15 protein-coding genes are annotated in these 16075 nt (G+C 71.0%); 5 read left to right on the forward strand and 10 right to left on the reverse strand.

Translation table 11 applies throughout. From position 1 onward, the window contains the following. Positions 1-7 precede the first annotated feature (7 nt). Genes tal through pgl form a run of 5 tightly spaced genes read left to right on the forward strand, consistent with a single transcriptional unit; the run spans position 8 to position 5961 of the window. Complete coding sequence (gene tal, locus E3N83_RS05855) at positions 8-1129, forward strand: transaldolase (RefSeq protein WP_151082404.1); 1122 nt, start codon at positions 8-10, stop codon at positions 1127-1129. Continuing rightward, on the forward strand, positions 1126-2793 hold the full coding sequence (gene pgi, locus E3N83_RS05860; protein WP_151082405.1) for a glucose-6-phosphate isomerase: 1668 nt from the start codon (positions 1126-1128) through the stop codon (positions 2791-2793). Before tal ends, pgi begins: the two co-directional genes overlap by 4 nt. Further along, the gene (gene zwf, locus E3N83_RS05865) at positions 2790-4316 is read left to right on the forward strand and encodes a glucose-6-phosphate dehydrogenase (RefSeq protein WP_151082406.1); all 1527 of its coding nucleotides are present in this window, start codon (positions 2790-2792) and stop codon (positions 4314-4316) included. The genes pgi and zwf overlap by 4 nt, the downstream gene beginning before the upstream one ends. Beyond that, on the forward strand, positions 4313-5221 hold the full coding sequence (locus E3N83_RS05870; protein WP_151082407.1) for a glucose-6-phosphate dehydrogenase assembly protein OpcA: 909 nt from the start codon (positions 4313-4315) through the stop codon (positions 5219-5221). The genes zwf and E3N83_RS05870 overlap by 4 nt, the downstream gene beginning before the upstream one ends. Further along, on the forward strand, positions 5218-5961 hold the full coding sequence (pgl, locus tag E3N83_RS05875; protein ID WP_151082408.1) for a 6-phosphogluconolactonase: 744 nt from the start codon (positions 5218-5220) through the stop codon (positions 5959-5961). The genes E3N83_RS05870 and pgl overlap by 4 nt, the downstream gene beginning before the upstream one ends. A 20-nt stretch (positions 5962-5981) precedes the next feature. On the opposite strand, the gene solA is transcribed toward pgl, so the two are convergent. The 10 genes from solA to uvrC form a co-directional block, all read right to left on the reverse strand. Next, on the reverse strand, positions 5982-7148 hold the full coding sequence (gene solA, locus E3N83_RS05880; RefSeq protein WP_202879333.1) for an N-methyl-L-tryptophan oxidase: 1167 nt from the start codon (positions 7146-7148) through the stop codon (positions 5982-5984). 49 nt (positions 7149-7197) lie between these two features. Next, the gene (locus tag E3N83_RS05885) at positions 7198-7557 is read right to left on the reverse strand and encodes an RNA polymerase-binding protein RbpA (protein WP_151082410.1); all 360 of its coding nucleotides are present in this window, start codon (positions 7555-7557) and stop codon (positions 7198-7200) included. Positions 7558-7573: 16 nt separating this feature from the next. After that, a complete protein-coding gene (secG, locus tag E3N83_RS05890) occupies positions 7574-7810 on the reverse strand; it encodes a preprotein translocase subunit SecG (RefSeq protein WP_151082411.1) in 237 nt (78 codons plus the stop codon). A 100-nt stretch (positions 7811-7910) separates the two neighbouring features. Then, positions 7911-8702, reverse strand: a complete 792-nt coding sequence (tpiA, locus tag E3N83_RS19930) for a triose-phosphate isomerase (RefSeq protein ID WP_151082412.1) — start codon at positions 8700-8702, stop codon at positions 7911-7913. 66 nt (positions 8703-8768) lie between these two features. Then, complete coding sequence (locus tag E3N83_RS19935) at positions 8769-9971, reverse strand: phosphoglycerate kinase (protein ID WP_151082413.1); 1203 nt, start codon at positions 9969-9971, stop codon at positions 8769-8771. A gap of 13 nt (positions 9972-9984) precedes the next feature. Further along, a complete protein-coding gene (gene gap, locus E3N83_RS05905; protein ID WP_151082414.1) occupies positions 9985-11010 on the reverse strand; it encodes a type I glyceraldehyde-3-phosphate dehydrogenase in 1026 nt (341 codons plus the stop codon). A gap of 159 nt (positions 11011-11169) precedes the next feature. Beyond that, positions 11170-12156 (reverse strand): DNA-binding protein WhiA, encoded by a 987-nt coding sequence (whiA, locus tag E3N83_RS05910; RefSeq protein WP_151082415.1) that lies wholly within the window; start codon positions 12154-12156, stop codon positions 11170-11172. A gap of 70 nt (positions 12157-12226) precedes the next feature. Beyond that, positions 12227-13153 carry a gluconeogenesis factor YvcK family protein gene (locus E3N83_RS05915; RefSeq protein ID WP_420371838.1) on the reverse strand — a complete coding sequence of 309 codons (927 nt, stop codon included), beginning with the start codon at positions 13151-13153 and terminating at the stop codon, positions 12227-12229. 22 nt (positions 13154-13175) lie between these two features. Beyond that, positions 13176-14078 (reverse strand): RNase adapter RapZ, encoded by a 903-nt coding sequence (gene rapZ, locus E3N83_RS05920; RefSeq protein WP_151082417.1) that lies wholly within the window; start codon positions 14076-14078, stop codon positions 13176-13178. After that, the gene (uvrC, locus tag E3N83_RS05925; protein WP_151082418.1) at positions 14075-16048 is read right to left on the reverse strand and encodes an excinuclease ABC subunit UvrC; all 1974 of its coding nucleotides are present in this window, start codon (positions 16046-16048) and stop codon (positions 14075-14077) included. The genes rapZ and uvrC overlap by 4 nt, the downstream gene beginning before the upstream one ends. Between the last annotated feature and the right edge of the window lie 27 nt (positions 16049-16075).

Raw genomic sequence — 16075 nt, forward strand, 5'->3', positions numbered from 1 at the left:
AGAAACCATGACCGACCGCCTACAGCAGCTCTCCGACGCGGGAGTGTCCATCTGGCTCGACGACCTCTCCCGCGAGCGTCTCGAGACCGGCAACCTCGCCGACCTGGTCGAGCACTCACACGTGGTCGGCGTGACGTCCAACCCGTCGATCTTCCAGGCGGCACTGAGCAAGGGCGAGCGCTACGACGCCCAGATCCGTGAGCTGGCGGCCCTCGGCTCCGACACCGACCAGACCGTGCGGGTGCTGACCACCGACGACGTGCGTGAGGCGTGCAAGGTGCTCCGCCCGGTGTTCGACGCCACCGACGGCGTGGACGGACGGGTGTCCATCGAGGTGTCGCCGGGCCTGGCGCACGACACCGAGCAGACCGTCGCCGAGGCCGCCGACCTCTGGAAGACCGTCGACCAGCCCAACCTGATGATCAAGATCCCCGGTACGGTGGAGGGCGGCCCGGCCATCACGGAGACCCTGGCCGCCGGGATCAGCGTCAACGTCACCTTGATCTTCGGCCTCGACCAGTACCGCAACGTCATGGACGCCCACCTCGCCGGCCTCGAGCAGGCCCGCGAGAACGGCCACGACCTGACCACCATCCACTCGGTCGCCTCGTTCTTCGTCTCCCGGGTCGACACCGAGATCGACAAGCGGCTCGACGGCACGACGTCCGGCCCCGGCACCGATGCGGGCCTCAAGGGCAAGGCGGGCGTCGCCAACGCCCGGCTCGCCTACCAGGCCTACGAGGAGACCCTGGCCAGCGAGCGCTGGGCCTCCCTCGAGGCCGACGGAGCCCGGCGGCAGCGTCCGCTGTGGGCATCCACCGGGGTGAAGAACCCCGACTACCGCGACACCATGTACGTCGACGACCTCGTCGTGGAGGACACGGTCAACACGATGCCCGAGGCGACCATGCACGCGGTCGCCGACCACGGGGAGATCAGGGGCGACCAGGTCCGGCCGCACTACGAGGACGCCGCGGCTCACATGGCGGCGCTGGCGGAGGCCGGCATCGACTACGACGACGTCATCGAGGTCCTGATCAAGGAGGGTGTCGAGAAGTTCGTGACCGCGTGGGACGAGCTCGGCGCAACGGTGACCACCCAGCTCGAGCAGGCCAAGGGACAGCAGTGACCGAAGGGGCCGTCGACCCGGCGTCGACCGCGGCCTGGTCACGACTCACGACGCTGGCCGAGGGGTTCGAGCCGGACCTCCGGGCGTGGTTCGCCGACGACCCGGGCCGGGTGGAGCGGCTGAGCTTCACCGCCGCGGACCTGCACGTCGACCTGTCCAAGTCCTTCCTGGGCGAGGAGCTGCTCGACGCGCTGCTGGCGCTGGCCGAGGAGGTCGGGCTGACCCGCCGGCGCGACGCGATGTTCGCCGGCGAGCACATCAACGTCACCGAGGACCGCGCGGTCCTGCACACGGCCCTCCGACTCCCGGCCGACGCGACCCTCGAGGTCGACGGGCAGAACGTCGTGGCCGACGTCCACGAGGTGCTGGAGCGCGTCTACGCGTTCGCCGACCAGGTGCGCAGCGGCGCCTGGACCGGCGTCACCGGCGAGCGGATCCGGACGGTGGTCAACATCGGGATCGGCGGCTCCGACCTCGGCCCGGTGATGGCCTACGAAGCCCTGGCTCCCTACCGCCAGGACGGGCTCGAGTGCCGCTTCATCTCCAACATCGACCCGACCGATGCCGCCACCAAGCTCGCCGGCCTCGACCCCGCCTCGACCCTGTTCATCGTGTCCAGCAAGACGTTCGGCACGCTGGAGACGCTGACCAACGCCCGGCTCTGCAAGGCGTGGCTGCTCGACGGCCTGACCGGCTCCGACCAGACCGAGGCGGTCAAGCGGCACTTCGTGGCAGTCTCGACCGCCCTGGACAAGGTCGAGGCCTTCGGGATCGACCCCGACAACGCCTTCGGCTTCTGGGACTGGGTCGGCGGGCGCTACTCCCTGGACTCCGCCATCGGCACCTCCCTGGTCGTCGCGATCGGTCCCCAGCGGTTCGCCGAGCTGCTGGCCGGGTTCCACGCGATGGACGAGCACTTCCGGACCACCGACCTCGCCACCAACGTGCCGGTGCTGATGGGCCTGCTCAACGTCTGGTACTCCTCGTTCCTCGGTGCCCAGAGCCACGCCGTACTCCCGTACGCCCAGCTGCTGCACCGGTTCCCGGCGTACCTTCAGCAGCTGACCATGGAGTCCAACGGCAAGGGCGTGCGCTGGGACGGCACCCCGGTCACCACCGACACCGGTGAGGTGTTCTGGGGCGAGCCGGGCACCAACGGCCAGCACGCGTTCTACCAGCTGATCCACCAGGGCACCCGGCTGATCCCCGCCGACTTCATCGCGGTCGCGAACCCGGCACACGCGCTGCGCGACACCCACGACGGCGAGACCGTGGACGTGCACGAGCTCTTCCTGGCCAACTTCTTCGCCCAGACCCGGGCCCTGGCGTTCGGCAAGACCGCCGACGAGGTCCGAGCCGAGGGCACCGCGGAGGCGATCGTCCCGGCCCGGGTGTTCACCGGCAACCGGCCCACCGCCTCGGTGATGGCGCCGGAGCTGAGCCCCTCGGTGCTCGGTCAGCTGGTCGCGCTCTACGAGCACATCACCTTCACCCAGGGTGCGGTCTGGGGCATCGACAGCTTCGACCAGTGGGGCGTCGAGCTCGGCAAGCAGCTGGCCCAGCAGGTCGGACCCGCCATCTCCGGCGACGACGACGCCCTCGCCGCGCAGGATGCGTCGACGCGGGCCCTGATCTCCTACTACCGGAAGCAGCGGGTGCGATGAACGACTGGGTGAACCCGCTCCGGGACCCCGAGGACCGACGCCTCCCCCGGATCGCGGGTCCGTGCGGGATGGTGCTCTTCGGGGTGACCGGCGACCTGTCCCGCAAGAAGGTGATGCCGGCGATCTACGACCTCGCCAACCGCGGGCTCCTGCCGCCGGGCTTCAGCCTGACCGGTTTCGCCCGCCGCGACTGGGCCGACGAGGACTTCGCGCAGGTGGTGCACGACTCGGTCAAGCAGCACGCCCGCACGGAGTTCCGCGAGGAGGTCTGGAAGCAGCTCGCCGAGGGCTTCCGCTTCGTGCCGGGCAACTTCGACGACGACGTCGCCTTCAACACGCTGCGCCGGACCATCGAGGAGCTCGACGAGGTGCGCGGCACCGGCGGCAACCACGCGTTCTACCTGGCCATCCCGCCCGGCTTCTTCGGCGACGTGGTCGGCCAGCTCAAGGAGCACGGCCTGGCCCAGCCCGCCGCGGGCTCCTGGCGGCGGGTGGTCGTGGAGAAGCCGTTCGGGCACGACCTGGAGTCGGCGCGCGAGCTGAACGGGATCCTGGCCGACGTCTTCCCGTCCGGCTCGATCTTTCGGATCGACCACTACCTCGGCAAGGAGACGGTCCAGAACATCCTGGCGCTGCGCTTCGCCAACGCGATGTTCGAGCCGATCTGGAACTCCAACTACGTCGACCACGTGCAGATCACGATGGCCGAGGACATCGGCATCGGTGGCCGGGCCGGCTACTACGACGGCATCGGCGCGGCCCGTGACGTCATCCAGAACCACCTGATGCAGCTGATGTCCCTGGTCGCGATGGAGGAGCCGACGTCGTTCGACGCCGAGAGCCTGCGGGTCGAGAAGCTGAAGCTGCTCTCCAGCGTCACCCTCCCCCGCCGGCTCGACCTCGCCACCGCCCGCGGGCAGTACGCCGCGGGCTGGCAGGGCGGCGACCAGGTCGTCGGGTTCCTCGAGGAGGAGGGCGTCCGCAAGACGTCACACACCGAGACGTATGCGGCGGTCACCCTGCACGTCGACAACCGCCGCTGGGCGGGGGTGCCGTTCTACCTGCGCACCGGCAAGCGGCTCGGGCGCCGGGTGACGGAGGTGGCCGTGGTGTTCAAGCCCGCGCCGCACCTGCCCTTCAACAAGACCGCGACCGAGGAGCTCACCCACAACGCCCTGGTGATCCGGATCCAGCCCGACGAGGGCATGACCATCCGGTTCGGCTCCAAGGTGCCGGGCACCGCGATGGAGATCCGCGACGTGAACATGGACTTCGCGTACGGCGGCTCGTTCACCGAGTCCAGCGCCGAGGCCTACGAGCGGCTGATCCTCGACGTGCTCCTCGGCGACCCGCCGCTGTTCCCCCGCCACGCCGAGGTCGAGAAGTCCTGGCAGATCCTGGACCCGGTCCTCGACCACTGGGCGAAGAAGGGCCGGCCCGACCAGTACGAAGCCGGCACGTGGGGTCCGCCCTCCGCGGACAAGATGATGGCCCGCGACGGACGCGTCTGGAGACGACCTTGATTGAGCTCATCGACACCAACGCGTCCGGCATCGCGGCCGAGTTCGTGGCTGCCCGGGTGCGCGCCGGCAGCCCGGCCATGGGGATGGTGATGACGCTGGTCATCGTCGTGGACGAGGACGGCGCCCCGGACGCGATGCGGGTCGCCCGGCAGGCCTCGCACGAGCATCCGGCCCGGGTGCTCGGTGTGATCCTCGGCGACGCCCGCGGGACCGGCCAGGTCAACGCCCAGGTCGGCACCGGTGACGGCTGGACCGGCGAGACGGCGCTGATCCGGCTCAAGGGCGAAGTGGTCAAGCACCCCGAGTCGGTCGTGCTGCCCCTGCTGCTTCCCGACTCCCCGGTCTCGATGTGGTGGCCCTCGGACCCGCCGCCGGAGCCCTCCACCGATCCGCTCGGGCGGCTGGCCCAGCGTCGGATCACCGACGCCGCGGCTGCGGTGCGGGGCAAGGGGAAGGCGATCCACGCCCAGTGCGCGTCGTACTCCCCCGGCAACACCGACCTCGCCTGGACCCGGATCACCCCCTGGCGCGCCCTGCTCGCCGCCGCGCTCGACCAGCACCCGCTCAAGATCAGCCGCGGCTCGGTGACGGCCGAGCGGATCAGCCCGAGTGCCGAGCTGCTCGTGGCCTGGCTCGCCGACCGGCTGAAGGTGACCATCGAGCGGAAGACCTCGAAGGGCCCCGGCATCACCGAGGTCGTGCTCGAGACCAGGGAGGGTCCGATCCGGATCTCGCGAGGCGACGGGCGGCTGGCCACCTTCTCCTCGCCCGGGCGGCCGGACCGGCCGGTCGCGCTCAAGCGTCGGCAGCTGCCCGAGCTGCTCGCCGAGGAGCTGCGCCGGCTCGACGAGGACGACGTGTACGCCGCCACCACCCGCAAGCTCGCCCGGATGCACGTCTCGTGACCCACCCACCCACGCCTCGGGTCGAGGTGCACGAGTCCGCCGACGACCTCGCCATCACCGTCGCCGGCGCCTTCGTCCGGCTGCTGGCCGACCGCCAGGCCACCGGCGAGATCCCCCGCGTGGCCCTGACCGGCGGCACCATCGCCGAGGCCATCCACCGCGAGATCGCGCGGCTGGCGCCCGACAGCGACGTGGACTGGTCGAGGGTCGACTTCTTCTGGGGCGACGAACGCTACGTCGCCCCCGACTCGCCCGACCGCAACGCTGGCCAGGCCCGAGCCTCGTTCCTCGACGTCGTCGGTGCCGACCCGGCGCGGATCCACGAGATGCCCTCCACCGCCGAGGCGGACACGGTCGAGGCCGCCGCCACGGCGTACGCCGAGGTCGTGCGGTCCGTCGGCGCCGAGCGGTTCCACCTCACCATGCTCGGCGTTGGTCCGGACGGACACGTCGCCTCCCTCTTCCCGGGCTTCCCCCAGCTCGACGTGGTCGACGAGGTCGCGGTGCCGGTGACCGACTCCCCCAAGCCACCGCCGGAGCGGGTCAGCCTGACCTTGAGCGCGCTCAACCGGTCCGACGAGGTGTGGTTCGTGGCCAGCGGCGGCGGCAAGGCGGCGGCCGTGGGCCGCGGCCTCACCACGCCACCCCCCGACCCGCACGAGATCCCGGCAGCCGGGGTGCAAGGCGTCACCGCCACGATCTGGTTCCTCGACCGCGACTCGGCCAGCCAGGTCCCCTAGCCTCGGCGGACCTGTTCCCTTCAGCCAGCGGGCGGCAGCGCGAAGGCCGAGAGGTCGATCGCGCTCGCGCCGGAGGTCACCAGCTGGGCCAGCGACTCGCCGATCGCCGCGGAGTGCTTGAAACCGTGGCCGGAGCACGGCGAGGCGACCACCACGTTCGGTGCGGACGGGAGCCGGTCGATCAGGAAGCGGCTGTCCTCGGTCACGGTGTAGAGGCACACCGCCGTCCGGAGGCACCGTCCCGACAGCGCGGGCAGTCGCGGCCGCACGCACCGCTCGTACATCTCCTCGATCTCGTCGGCGCCGACGACCCGGTCCACCTCGTCGGGGGTGGTGACAACGTCGTACTGCTCGCGCGCGACCTTGGCCCCGCCTGCCGGCCCGTCGACCATCGGGAAGCCGTAGATCATCTCGCTCGGGTCTCCGCCGGGCCACCAGATGTAGACCGGGCCGTTGCGCATCAGCGGGTACGACGCGGGGTCGCGGAGGTCGAACCAGAACAGCACCTGCCGGTGGATCGTGACCGCGGGCGCCAGCTCGGGGACCACCTCGGGCAGCCAGGGGCCGGCCGTGACGATCAGCTGGGCCGCCTCCACGGTCCGGGTCGGGGTGCGGACCGTGACGTGGCTCCCGTGGTCGGCGAAGCCCAGCACCTGCTCCCCCGTCGCGAGGGTGGCCCCGAGGTCGCGAGCCAGCCGGAGCTGGAGCTCGACGGCCAGCTCGGGTCGGACGAGCCCGGCGCCGGGCTCGAGGCAGCCGTGCTCCTCGCCGGCCAGGGCGAACTGGGGGAACCGCGCCGCCAGCCCGGCCGGGTCGAGCGCCTGGTGCTCCACGTCGTACGCCTGCGCGGCGGCGACCGTGTCGGCCAGGAAGCTGGAGGTGCCGTGCATGTCGAAGCCCCGCGCGGCCGGCGCCAGCACGAGGCCGCCGCACCGGGTCAGGATCTGCGTGCCGGTCTGCTGCTCGAGCTCGCGCCAGATCTCGTGCGAGCGCCGGACCAGCGGGACGTACGCCAGCCCCTCGCCGACCGCCACCCGCGTGATCCGGGTGTCCCCGTGGGTCGAGCCGAGGTTGTGCGGAGGCCGGTGCCGATCCAGACCGAGCACCCGCACGCCGGCCTTCGCCAGCTGGTAGGTCGCGGCGCTGCCCATCGCGCCGAGCCCGACCACCACGACGTCGTAGCGCATCAGACCCGCCCTGAACGCGGACGTCGCAAGCTCGGTCCGCGGGCCGTGGTCAGAAGATGATGTCGCCGGACTTGCGACGGCTGCGGAGCAGCTGGATCGCCTCGTCCAGGATCTGGGTGGCCTCGGCGTCGGAGCGGCGCTCCTTCACGTAGGCCAGATGGGTCTTGTAGGGCTCGATCTTGGGCGCCGGAGGTGGGTTCTCCGAGTCCAGGCTCGCCGGCAGACCGCACTTGGGGCAGTCCCACGACTCGGGCACCACCGCCTCGACGGCGAAGGTCACCACCGAACGATGCTCGTGCGAGCAGAAGTAGGTGACGGCCTGCCGTGGGGCAGCCTCACCGCGTTCGGCCTCGCCCATGGGACCTGCGCCGACCCGGCTACCCCGGATCGCATTTCCTCCACCAGCCACGTGCAATGAACCTTTCTCAGTTCTGGTAGGCCAGAAGAAGGCCCAGGGCAACGACGCAAGCGAACCAGATGACTCCGATACCTACGGTGAAGCGATCGAGGTTGCGCTCCGCCACGGATGAACCCCCGAGCGAGCTGGACACACCGCCGCCGAACATGTCCGAGAGACCGCCCCCGCGGCCTTTGTGGAGCAGGACGAGCAACACCAGTATGCAACTGGTGAGAACGAGCAGAATCGTGAAGACGGTGGTCACAGCGACATAGCCTACGTCACCCCTGGGGGTGCGCCGAACCGGCCCGCGGGCCGGTCCAGACCGGTGCTGCGCCCGACGTCATGCAGGCGCCGCTCCGCCGTCACAGGGCCGGCATCGAGTAGTACCGGCAGATGCCGCCGAACTCCTCGGCCTGCAGGCTGGCGCCCCCGACCAGGGCGCCGTCGACATCGGGCTCGGCCATGATCCCGGCGATGTTCGCGGCCTTCACGGAGCCGCCGTACAGGATCCGGCAGGAGTCCGCGGCCTCGTCACCCGCGGTCTCGCGCAGGCGCTGCCGGATCGCCGCGCACACCTCCTGCGCGTCATCCGGAGTGGCGACCTCACCGGTCCCGATCGCCCAGACCGGCTCGTAGGCGATCACCAGCCCGGCGATCTCCTTCGGCGAGAAGCCGGCCAGCGAGCCGTCGACCTGGGCGAGCGTGTAGGGGACCTGCTCCCCGGCCTTGCGCACGTCGAGCCCCTCACCCACACACACGATCGGGGCCATGGTGGCGCCGAGCGCCGCCCGGGCCTTGGCGTTGACCTGCTCGTCCGTCTCGTGGTGGTACTCACGCCGCTCGGAGTGGCCGACGACGACGTAGGAGCAGCCGAGCCGGGCCAGCATGCCGGCCGAGATCTCGCCGGTGTAGGCGCCGGACTCGTGCGCGGAGACGTCCTGGGCGGCGTACTTCACGGAGAGATGGTCACCGTCGACGACGGTCTGCACCGACCGGAGGTCGGTGAACGGGGGTACGACGACCACCTCGGTGCGCGCGAAGTCGTGCTTCTTGTCGGTGAGGATCCAGGCCAGCTTCTGGACCAGGACCACCGCCTCGGCGTGGTTGAGGTTCATCTTCCAGTTGCCGGCCATCAGCGGGATGCGCGAGCTCATCGGGGTCCTTTCGACGTACGGCGATGGTGGTCGCGACTGCACTCGACCACCGAGGGGAGGAGACGGTCAGCGTTCGAGCACGGCGATCCCGGGCAGCTCCCTGCCCTCGAGGAACTCCAGGCTGGCGCCGCCGCCGGTGGAGATGTGGCCGAACGCGCCCTCGTCGAACCCGAGCTGACGCACGGCGGCCGCGGAGTCGCCGCCACCGACCACGGACAGCCCGTCGACCTCGGTCAGGGCCTGGGCCACCGCCCGGGTGCCCTCGGCGAACGCAGCGGTCTCGAACACGCCCATGGGGCCGTTCCAGAACACCGTCCTCGCCTCCGCGATCGCCGCGGCGAAGGCCCGGGCCGAGTCCGGCCCGATGTCGAGGCCGAGGCTGTCCGACGGGATCTCTCCTGCCGGTACGACGTGCGGCTGGGGCTCGCGGTCACCGGACGGGAACTCGGTGTCGACCACGATGTCCGTCGGCAGCAGGATCTCGACGCCCGACTGCTCGGCACGCTGGAGGTACTCCCGGCAGATGTCGAGCTGGTCGGCCTCGAGCAGGCTCTTACCGACCTCGTGTCCCTGGGCCGCGAGGAACGTGAAGACCATCCCGCCGCCGATCAGGAGCCGATCGGCCTTGCCGAGCAGGTTGTCGATCACCCCGAGCTTGTCGGAGACCTTCGACCCGCCGAGCACCACGACGTAGGGCCGGGCCGGGTCCACGGTGAGCCGGCGCAGGACGTCGATCTCCCGGGCCACCAGACCCCCCATCGCGGAGGGCAGTCGCAGGGCCACGTCGTACACACTGGCCTGCTTGCGGTGGACGACACCGAAGCCGTCGGAGACGAAGCAGTCGGCCAGGTTGGACAGCTGGTCGGCGAACGCGCCGCGCAGGTCGTCGTCCTTGCTGGTCTCGCCGGCGTTGAAGCGGACGTTCTCCAGGAGCGCCACCTCGCCGTCGGCCAGTGCGTCCACGGTCTCCTGGGCCGACGGCCCGACCGTGTCGTGGGCGAACGCCACCGGCCGGCCGAGCAGCTGCCCGAGCCGTTCGGCGACCGGTGCCAGCGAGAAACGGTCCTCGGGCTCTCCCTTGGGCCGGCCGAGGTGCGCGACCACGATCACCCGCGCACCCGCCTCGGCGAGCTCCTTGATGGTCGGGACGCTGGCGCGCACCCGCCCGTCGTCGGTGATCGTCGTACCGTCCAGGGGCACGTTGAGGTCCGAGCGCACCAGGACCCGCTTGCCCCGGACGTCGCCGAGGGCTTCGAGCGTCGCAGTCACTGTGGGGGGACCGTCAGAGGGACGCGCCGACGAGGGCCGACAGGTCGATCAGGCGGTTGGAGTAGCCCCACTCGTTGTCGTACCAGCCGACGACCTTGACCTGGTTGCCGTTGGCCAGCGTGAGCCCGGCGTCGATCGTGCAGGAGGCCGGCCAGGTGACGATGTCGGCACTGACGATCTCGTCCTCGGTGTACTCGAGGTACGGCGAGAGCGGGCCCGACTCGGAGGCCGCCTTGAACGCGGCGTTCACCTCGTCCTTGGTCACCTCGGCACCCAGGGTCACGGTCAGGTCGGTCACCGAGCCGGTCGGGACCGGCACCCGCAGCGCGTAGCCGTCCAGCTTGCCCTTGAGCTCGGGCAGCACCAGGGAGATCGCCTTCGCCGCGCCGGTCGTGGTCGGGATGATGCTCGTGGCGCCGCCGCGGGCCCGACGCAGGTTGATCTGACCCTTGCGGTTCAGCGAGATCTGGTCGAGCAGCTGCTGCTCGGTGGTGTAGGCGTGGACCGTGGTCATGAACCCCTTGTCGATGCCCCAGTTGTCGAGCAGCACCTTGGCCATCGGGCCGAGGCAGTTGGTCGTGCAGCTCGCGTTGGAGATGACGTGGTGGCTGGCCGGGTCGTAGTCGCCGTCGTTGATGCCCATCACGATCGTGATGTCCTCGTCGCTGGCGGGCGCGGAGATGATGACCTTCTTGGCACCGGCCTCGATGTGCTTGTGGGCGTCCGCGGCCTTGGTGAACAGCCCGGTCGACTCGATCACGATGTCGGCGCCGATGTCGCCCCACGCCAGGGCGGCCGGGTCTCGCTCGGCGCTGGCCCGGATCTTCTTGCCGTCGACGGTCAGCGTGGTCTCGTCGGACTCGATGACGCCCGGGAAACGACCCAGGATCGAGTCGTAGCGCAGGAAGTGGGCCAGGACGTCGTTGGGGGCGAGGTCGTTGACGCCCACGATCTCGACGTCTGCGCCGGACGCCGCCACGGCGCGGAGGAAGTTGCGGCCGATCCGGCCGAACCCGTTGATGCCTACCCGAACGGTCACTGCTGCTCCTTCATCGGTACTGGTCCCGGGCGCGTGACGCACCCGGTACGTCGACCCTATCCTCCGCTCGCGGGGCTGCGGAGGGACGTTCGTCCTACGTGCGAGTAACCACGGACCCGGCCGGTGCTCCGTGGCCCGCGCCGCCGTGCCGGACCGGGGTCAGTCCTCGTCGGCCAGCATCTCGGGGGTCAGCGACGCCTCGGTGTCGGGGATGCCGAGCTCCTCGGCGCGCTTGTCCGCCATCGCGAGGAGGCGACGGATCCGGCCGGCGATGGCGTCCTTGGTCAGGACCGGCTCATGAAGCTGGCCGAGCTCCTCGAGCGAGGCCTGCTTGTGCTCCAGCCGCAGGCCGCCGGCCATCTTGAGGTGGTCGGGCACCTCGTCGCCGAGGATCTCCAGGGCTCGGTCCACGCGGGCGCCGGCCGCGACCGCGGCCCGGGCCGAGCGGCGCAGGTTGGCGTCGTCGAAGTTGGCCAGGCGGTTGGCGGTGGCCCGCACCTCGCGCCGCATCCGGCGCTCCTCCCAGGCCATCAGGGCCTCGTGGGCGCCGAGCCGGGTCAGCAGCTGGGAGATCGCGTCGCCGTCCCGGATGACGACCCGGTCGACCCCGCGCACCTCACGGGCCTTCGCGGGGATGCTCAGCCGGCGGGCGACACCGACGAGAGCCAGCGCCGCCTCGGGGCCGGGGCAGGTCACCTCGAGGGAGGACGAGCGGCCCGGCTCGGTCAGCGAGCCGTGAGCCAGGAAGGCACCGCGCCAAGCGGCAACCGCGTCGCAGGCTCCGCCCGAGACCACCGCCGGCGGCAGGCCGCGCACCGGACGGCCGCGGGCGTCCAGCAGACCGGTCTGCCGGGCCAGCGCCTCGCCGTCCTTGGTCACCCGGACCAGGTAGCGGCTGCCCTTACGGATGCCGTTGCCCTGCACCATCGCGACGTCGCTCTGGTGGCCGAAGACCTCCGAGATGTCCTTGCGGAGCCGACGGGCGGCAGCGCCGGTGTCCAGCTCGGCCTCGACGACGATCTTGCCGCTGACGATGTGGAGGCCGCCGGCGAAGCGCAACATCGTCGACACCTCGGACTTGCGGCAGCAGGTCTTGGTGATGTGGGTGTTGGCGATCTCCGCCTTCACCTGAGCCGTCATCGCCATGGCGCCGATCCTGCCACGCGCGTCAACAACCCTCGTCTCGAGCGGAGCCGAGATACACGGTGGCCACCCGTCACACGTCCAGCAGGCGGGCGTAGGCACCGGCCAGCTTCGCGGGGTCGTGGCGCGGGGACCCGTCCCCCGTCGCCACGTCGTCGACCACGAGCCGGGCTCCGCAGCCCTTCACGAGCCGCTCCAGGTCGGAGAGGTCACCGGCCTCACGATGGTCGACCAGCACGCTGCCGATGGGCAGGTCGGGCGCGTGGTCGAGGAGTGCGGCGAGATGGTCGGCGGCGGCGTACCCGTCGGTCTCGCCGTCCTGGGCCTCCAGGTTGAGCACCACGACGAGGTGGCCCTCGCTCTCCAGAAGCGCCTCGCGCAGATCGGGCACGACCAGGTGGGGCAGCACCGAGGTGAACCACGAGCCCGGGCCGAGCACGACCGCGTCGGCGGCCCGCACGGCGGCGACGGCCTCCGGGCAGGGACGCAGGTCGGGCGGGATCAGCGAGATCGACTCGATCGAGCCCTCCGAGGTGGCGACGGCGACCTGGCCACGCACCGTGGTCAGGGCGTCGGGACGGTCGTGGTCCACACCCCGGACCTCGGCGCTGATGTCGAGCGGGGTCAGCGCCATCGGCAGGACCCGCCCACGGGCACCGAGCAGCCGGCCGACCCAGTCGAGCGCCTGCACATGGTCGCCCAGCTGCTCCCACAGGCTCACGATCAGGAGGTTGCCGACCACGTGGCCGTTCATCTCGCCGGTGCCCGCGAACCGGTGCTGGAGCACCCTGGCCCAGGTCTCGCCCCACTCGTCGTCACCGCAGAGGGCGGCAAGAGCCATCCGCAGGTCGCCCGGGGGCAGCACCCCGAACTCCGAGCGAAGCCGCCCGGAGGAGCCACCGTCGTCGGCGACGGTCACCACGGCGGTCAGGTCGACCGGCAGCCGGCGGAGCGCGGACAGGGACGCGAAGAGCCCGTGGCCGCCTCCGAGTGCGGTCACCCGACGGGGGTGAGCGGTCACGTCACTCCCGCCCGAGGTCGCGGTGCACCACGCCGACGCTGTGCCCGAGCTCGCGGAGCCGGCCGGCGATCTCCTCGGTCATCGCCACGCTGCGGTGCTTGCCGCCGGTGCAGCCGATCGCCACCGACATGAAGCGCTTGCCCTCGGTGAGGTAGCCACCGGCGACCCCCGTCAGGAGCTCGACGTAGCTGTCGACGAACTCGCGGGCGCCCATCTGCCCGAGCACGAAGTCGCTGACGTCCTGGGACCGTCCGGTCTTGCCGCGCAGCTCGGGCACCCAGAAGGGGTTCGGCAGGAAGCGCATGTCGGCGACGAAGTCGGCGTCGATCGGGATGCCGTACTTGAACCCGAAGCTGATCATCGTCACCTGGAGCCGCATCTGGTCGGGCGTGCCGAACGAGTCGGCGATCCGGTCGGTCAGCTGGTGCACGTTGAGATCGGACGTGTCGATGACCAGGTCGGCGTCGGCGCGGAGATCGGCCAGCACCGAGCGCTCGCGGCGCAGGCCCTCGATCAGCCGCCCGCTCCCCTGGAGGGGGTGAGGTCGCCGCGCGGCCTCCTGGCGGCGGACCAGCACGTCGTCGGTGGCGTCGAGGAAGAGCAGGGTCGTCCGGCGGCCCACGGCGTGGTGGGCGAGGTTGGACTGGAGGGAGTCGAAGAACGAGCCGGAGCGGACGTCGACGACGACCGCGATCGGCTGGTCGTGACCCCGGCTCTCGTCGACCAGCTGCACCACCTCGCGCAGGAGCGACGGCGGCAGGTTGTCGACGACGTAGTAGCCGAGGTCCTCGAGCTCCTTGGCCGCGGTGCTGCGACCGGCTCCGGTCATCCCGGTCACGATCACGACCTCGCCGGCGTGGTCCCGGCTCCGCTCGACCCAGGGCCCGGTGGGCGTGTCGGTCATGAGTCCTCCAGGAGCTCGCCGGTGGCGGTGTTCACCGTCTGCGCGCCAGTGTGACCGCTGGCAGCGCTGACCGCATCCTTGATCGCCGAAGCCGTCCGCGGCCCGATCCCCGGCACCTGCGCGATCTCGTCGAGCTCGGCCAGCCGCAGCTTCTTCAGGGAGCCGAAGTGCTTGACCAGGGTCTTGCGGCGCACCTCGCCGAGACCGGGGACGTCGTCGAGGACGCTCTCGACCATCGTCTTGGAGCGCCGTGAGCGGTGGTGGGTGATCGCGAAGCGGTGAGCCTCGTCGCGCACCCGCTGGAGGAGGTAGAGGCCCTCCGACGAGCGGGCCATGATCACGGGATCCTCCTGGTCCGGCAGCCAGACCTCCTCGAGCCGCTTGGCCAGGCCGCAGACCGGGATGTCGACGACTCCGAGCTCGCGCAGGGCGGCCTGCGCCGCCGCGACCTGGGGCGGGCCGCCGTCGACGACCACGAGGCCCGGCGCGTAGGCGAACTTGCGTGGCCGACCCGTCTCCGGGTCCACCAGCATCGGGCCGGACTCGGTGGCGATCTCGGTCGACCTGGCCTGCTCGTCGAGCAGCCGCCGGAAGCGCCGGGTGATCACCTCGTGCATCGACGCGACGTCGTTCTGGCCCTGGACGCTCTTGATCACGAAGCGGCGGTACTCGCTCTTGCGGGCCAGGCCGTCCTCGAAGACGACCATGCTGGCCACCACCTCGGTGCCCTGGAGGTTGGAGATGTCGTAGCACTCGATGCGCAGCGGCGCCTCGTCGAGGCCGAGGGCCTTCTGGATCTCCTCCAGCGCCTGGTTGCGGGCGGTCAGGTCGGTGCCGCGCTTGGTCTTGTGCAGCATCAGCGCCTGGCCGGCGTTGCGGGCGACGGTCTCCTGCAGCGTCTTCTTGTCACCGCGCTGCGGCACCCGGATCCGGACCCGGCTGCCGCGACGCTCGGAGAGCAGCTCCTCGAAGGTCTCCGGCTCCGGCGGCAGGGTCGGCACCAGGATCTCGCGGGGGACGGCGTCGTCGTCCTCGCCGCCGGCGTACAGCTGGAGCAGGAAGTCCTCGACCAGCTCGGCGGTGCCGCCCTCCTCGACCCGGTCGGCCACCCACCCGCGCTGGCCGCGGATCCGGCCGCCGCGCACGTAGAAGATCTGCACCGCGACCTCGAGGGGGTCCTCGGCGAGGGCGATCACGTCCGCGTCGGTGCCGTCGGCGAGCACCACCGCCTGCTTCTCCAGCGCCTTCTGGATCGCACCGAGGTCGTCGCGGAGCCGGGCCGCCTTCTCGAAGTCGAGCGCCTCGGACGCGGCGTACATCTCGGAGCGGATCCGCTTGACGAAGGTGTTGGTGTTGCCGGCCATGAAGTCGCAGAAGTCGTCGACGATGTCGCGGTGGTCGTCGGCGCTGATGTTGTCGACGCACGGCGCGGAGCACTTGTCGATGTAGCCGAGCAGGCACGGTCGCCCGATCTGGCCGGACCGCTTGAACACGCCGTTGGAGCACGAGCGCATCGGGAAGACCCGGAGCAGCTGGTCGACGGTCTCGCGGATCGCCCAGGCGTGGCTGTAGGGCCCGAAGTAGCGGGTGCCCTTCTTCTTGGCGCCGCGCCCGACCATCACCCGGGGGTACTCCTCGCCGACGGTGACCGCCAGCCAGGGGTAGGACTTGTCGTCGCGGTACTTCACGTTGAAGCGCGGGTCGAACTCCTTGATCCAGCTGTATTCCAGCTGGAGGGCCTCGACCTCGGTGTTGACCGTCGTCCACTCGACGCTCGCGCCGGTGGTCACCATCGCCGCCGTGCGGGCGTGCAGGTTGCCGACGTCCTGGAAGTACGACGACAGCCGGGCCCGCAGGTTCTTCGCCTTGCCGACGTAGATCACCCGGCCACGCGCGTCGCGGAACCGGTAGACCCCCGGCTGGGTCGGGATCTCCCCCGCCTTGGGACGGTACGACGCGGGGTTGGTCACGCTTCAAGCCTACGGGCAGGCGGGGAC

The organism is Nocardioides cynanchi (assembly GCF_008761635.1).
GTDB lineage: Bacteria > Actinomycetota > Actinomycetes > Propionibacteriales > Nocardioidaceae > Nocardioides > Nocardioides cynanchi.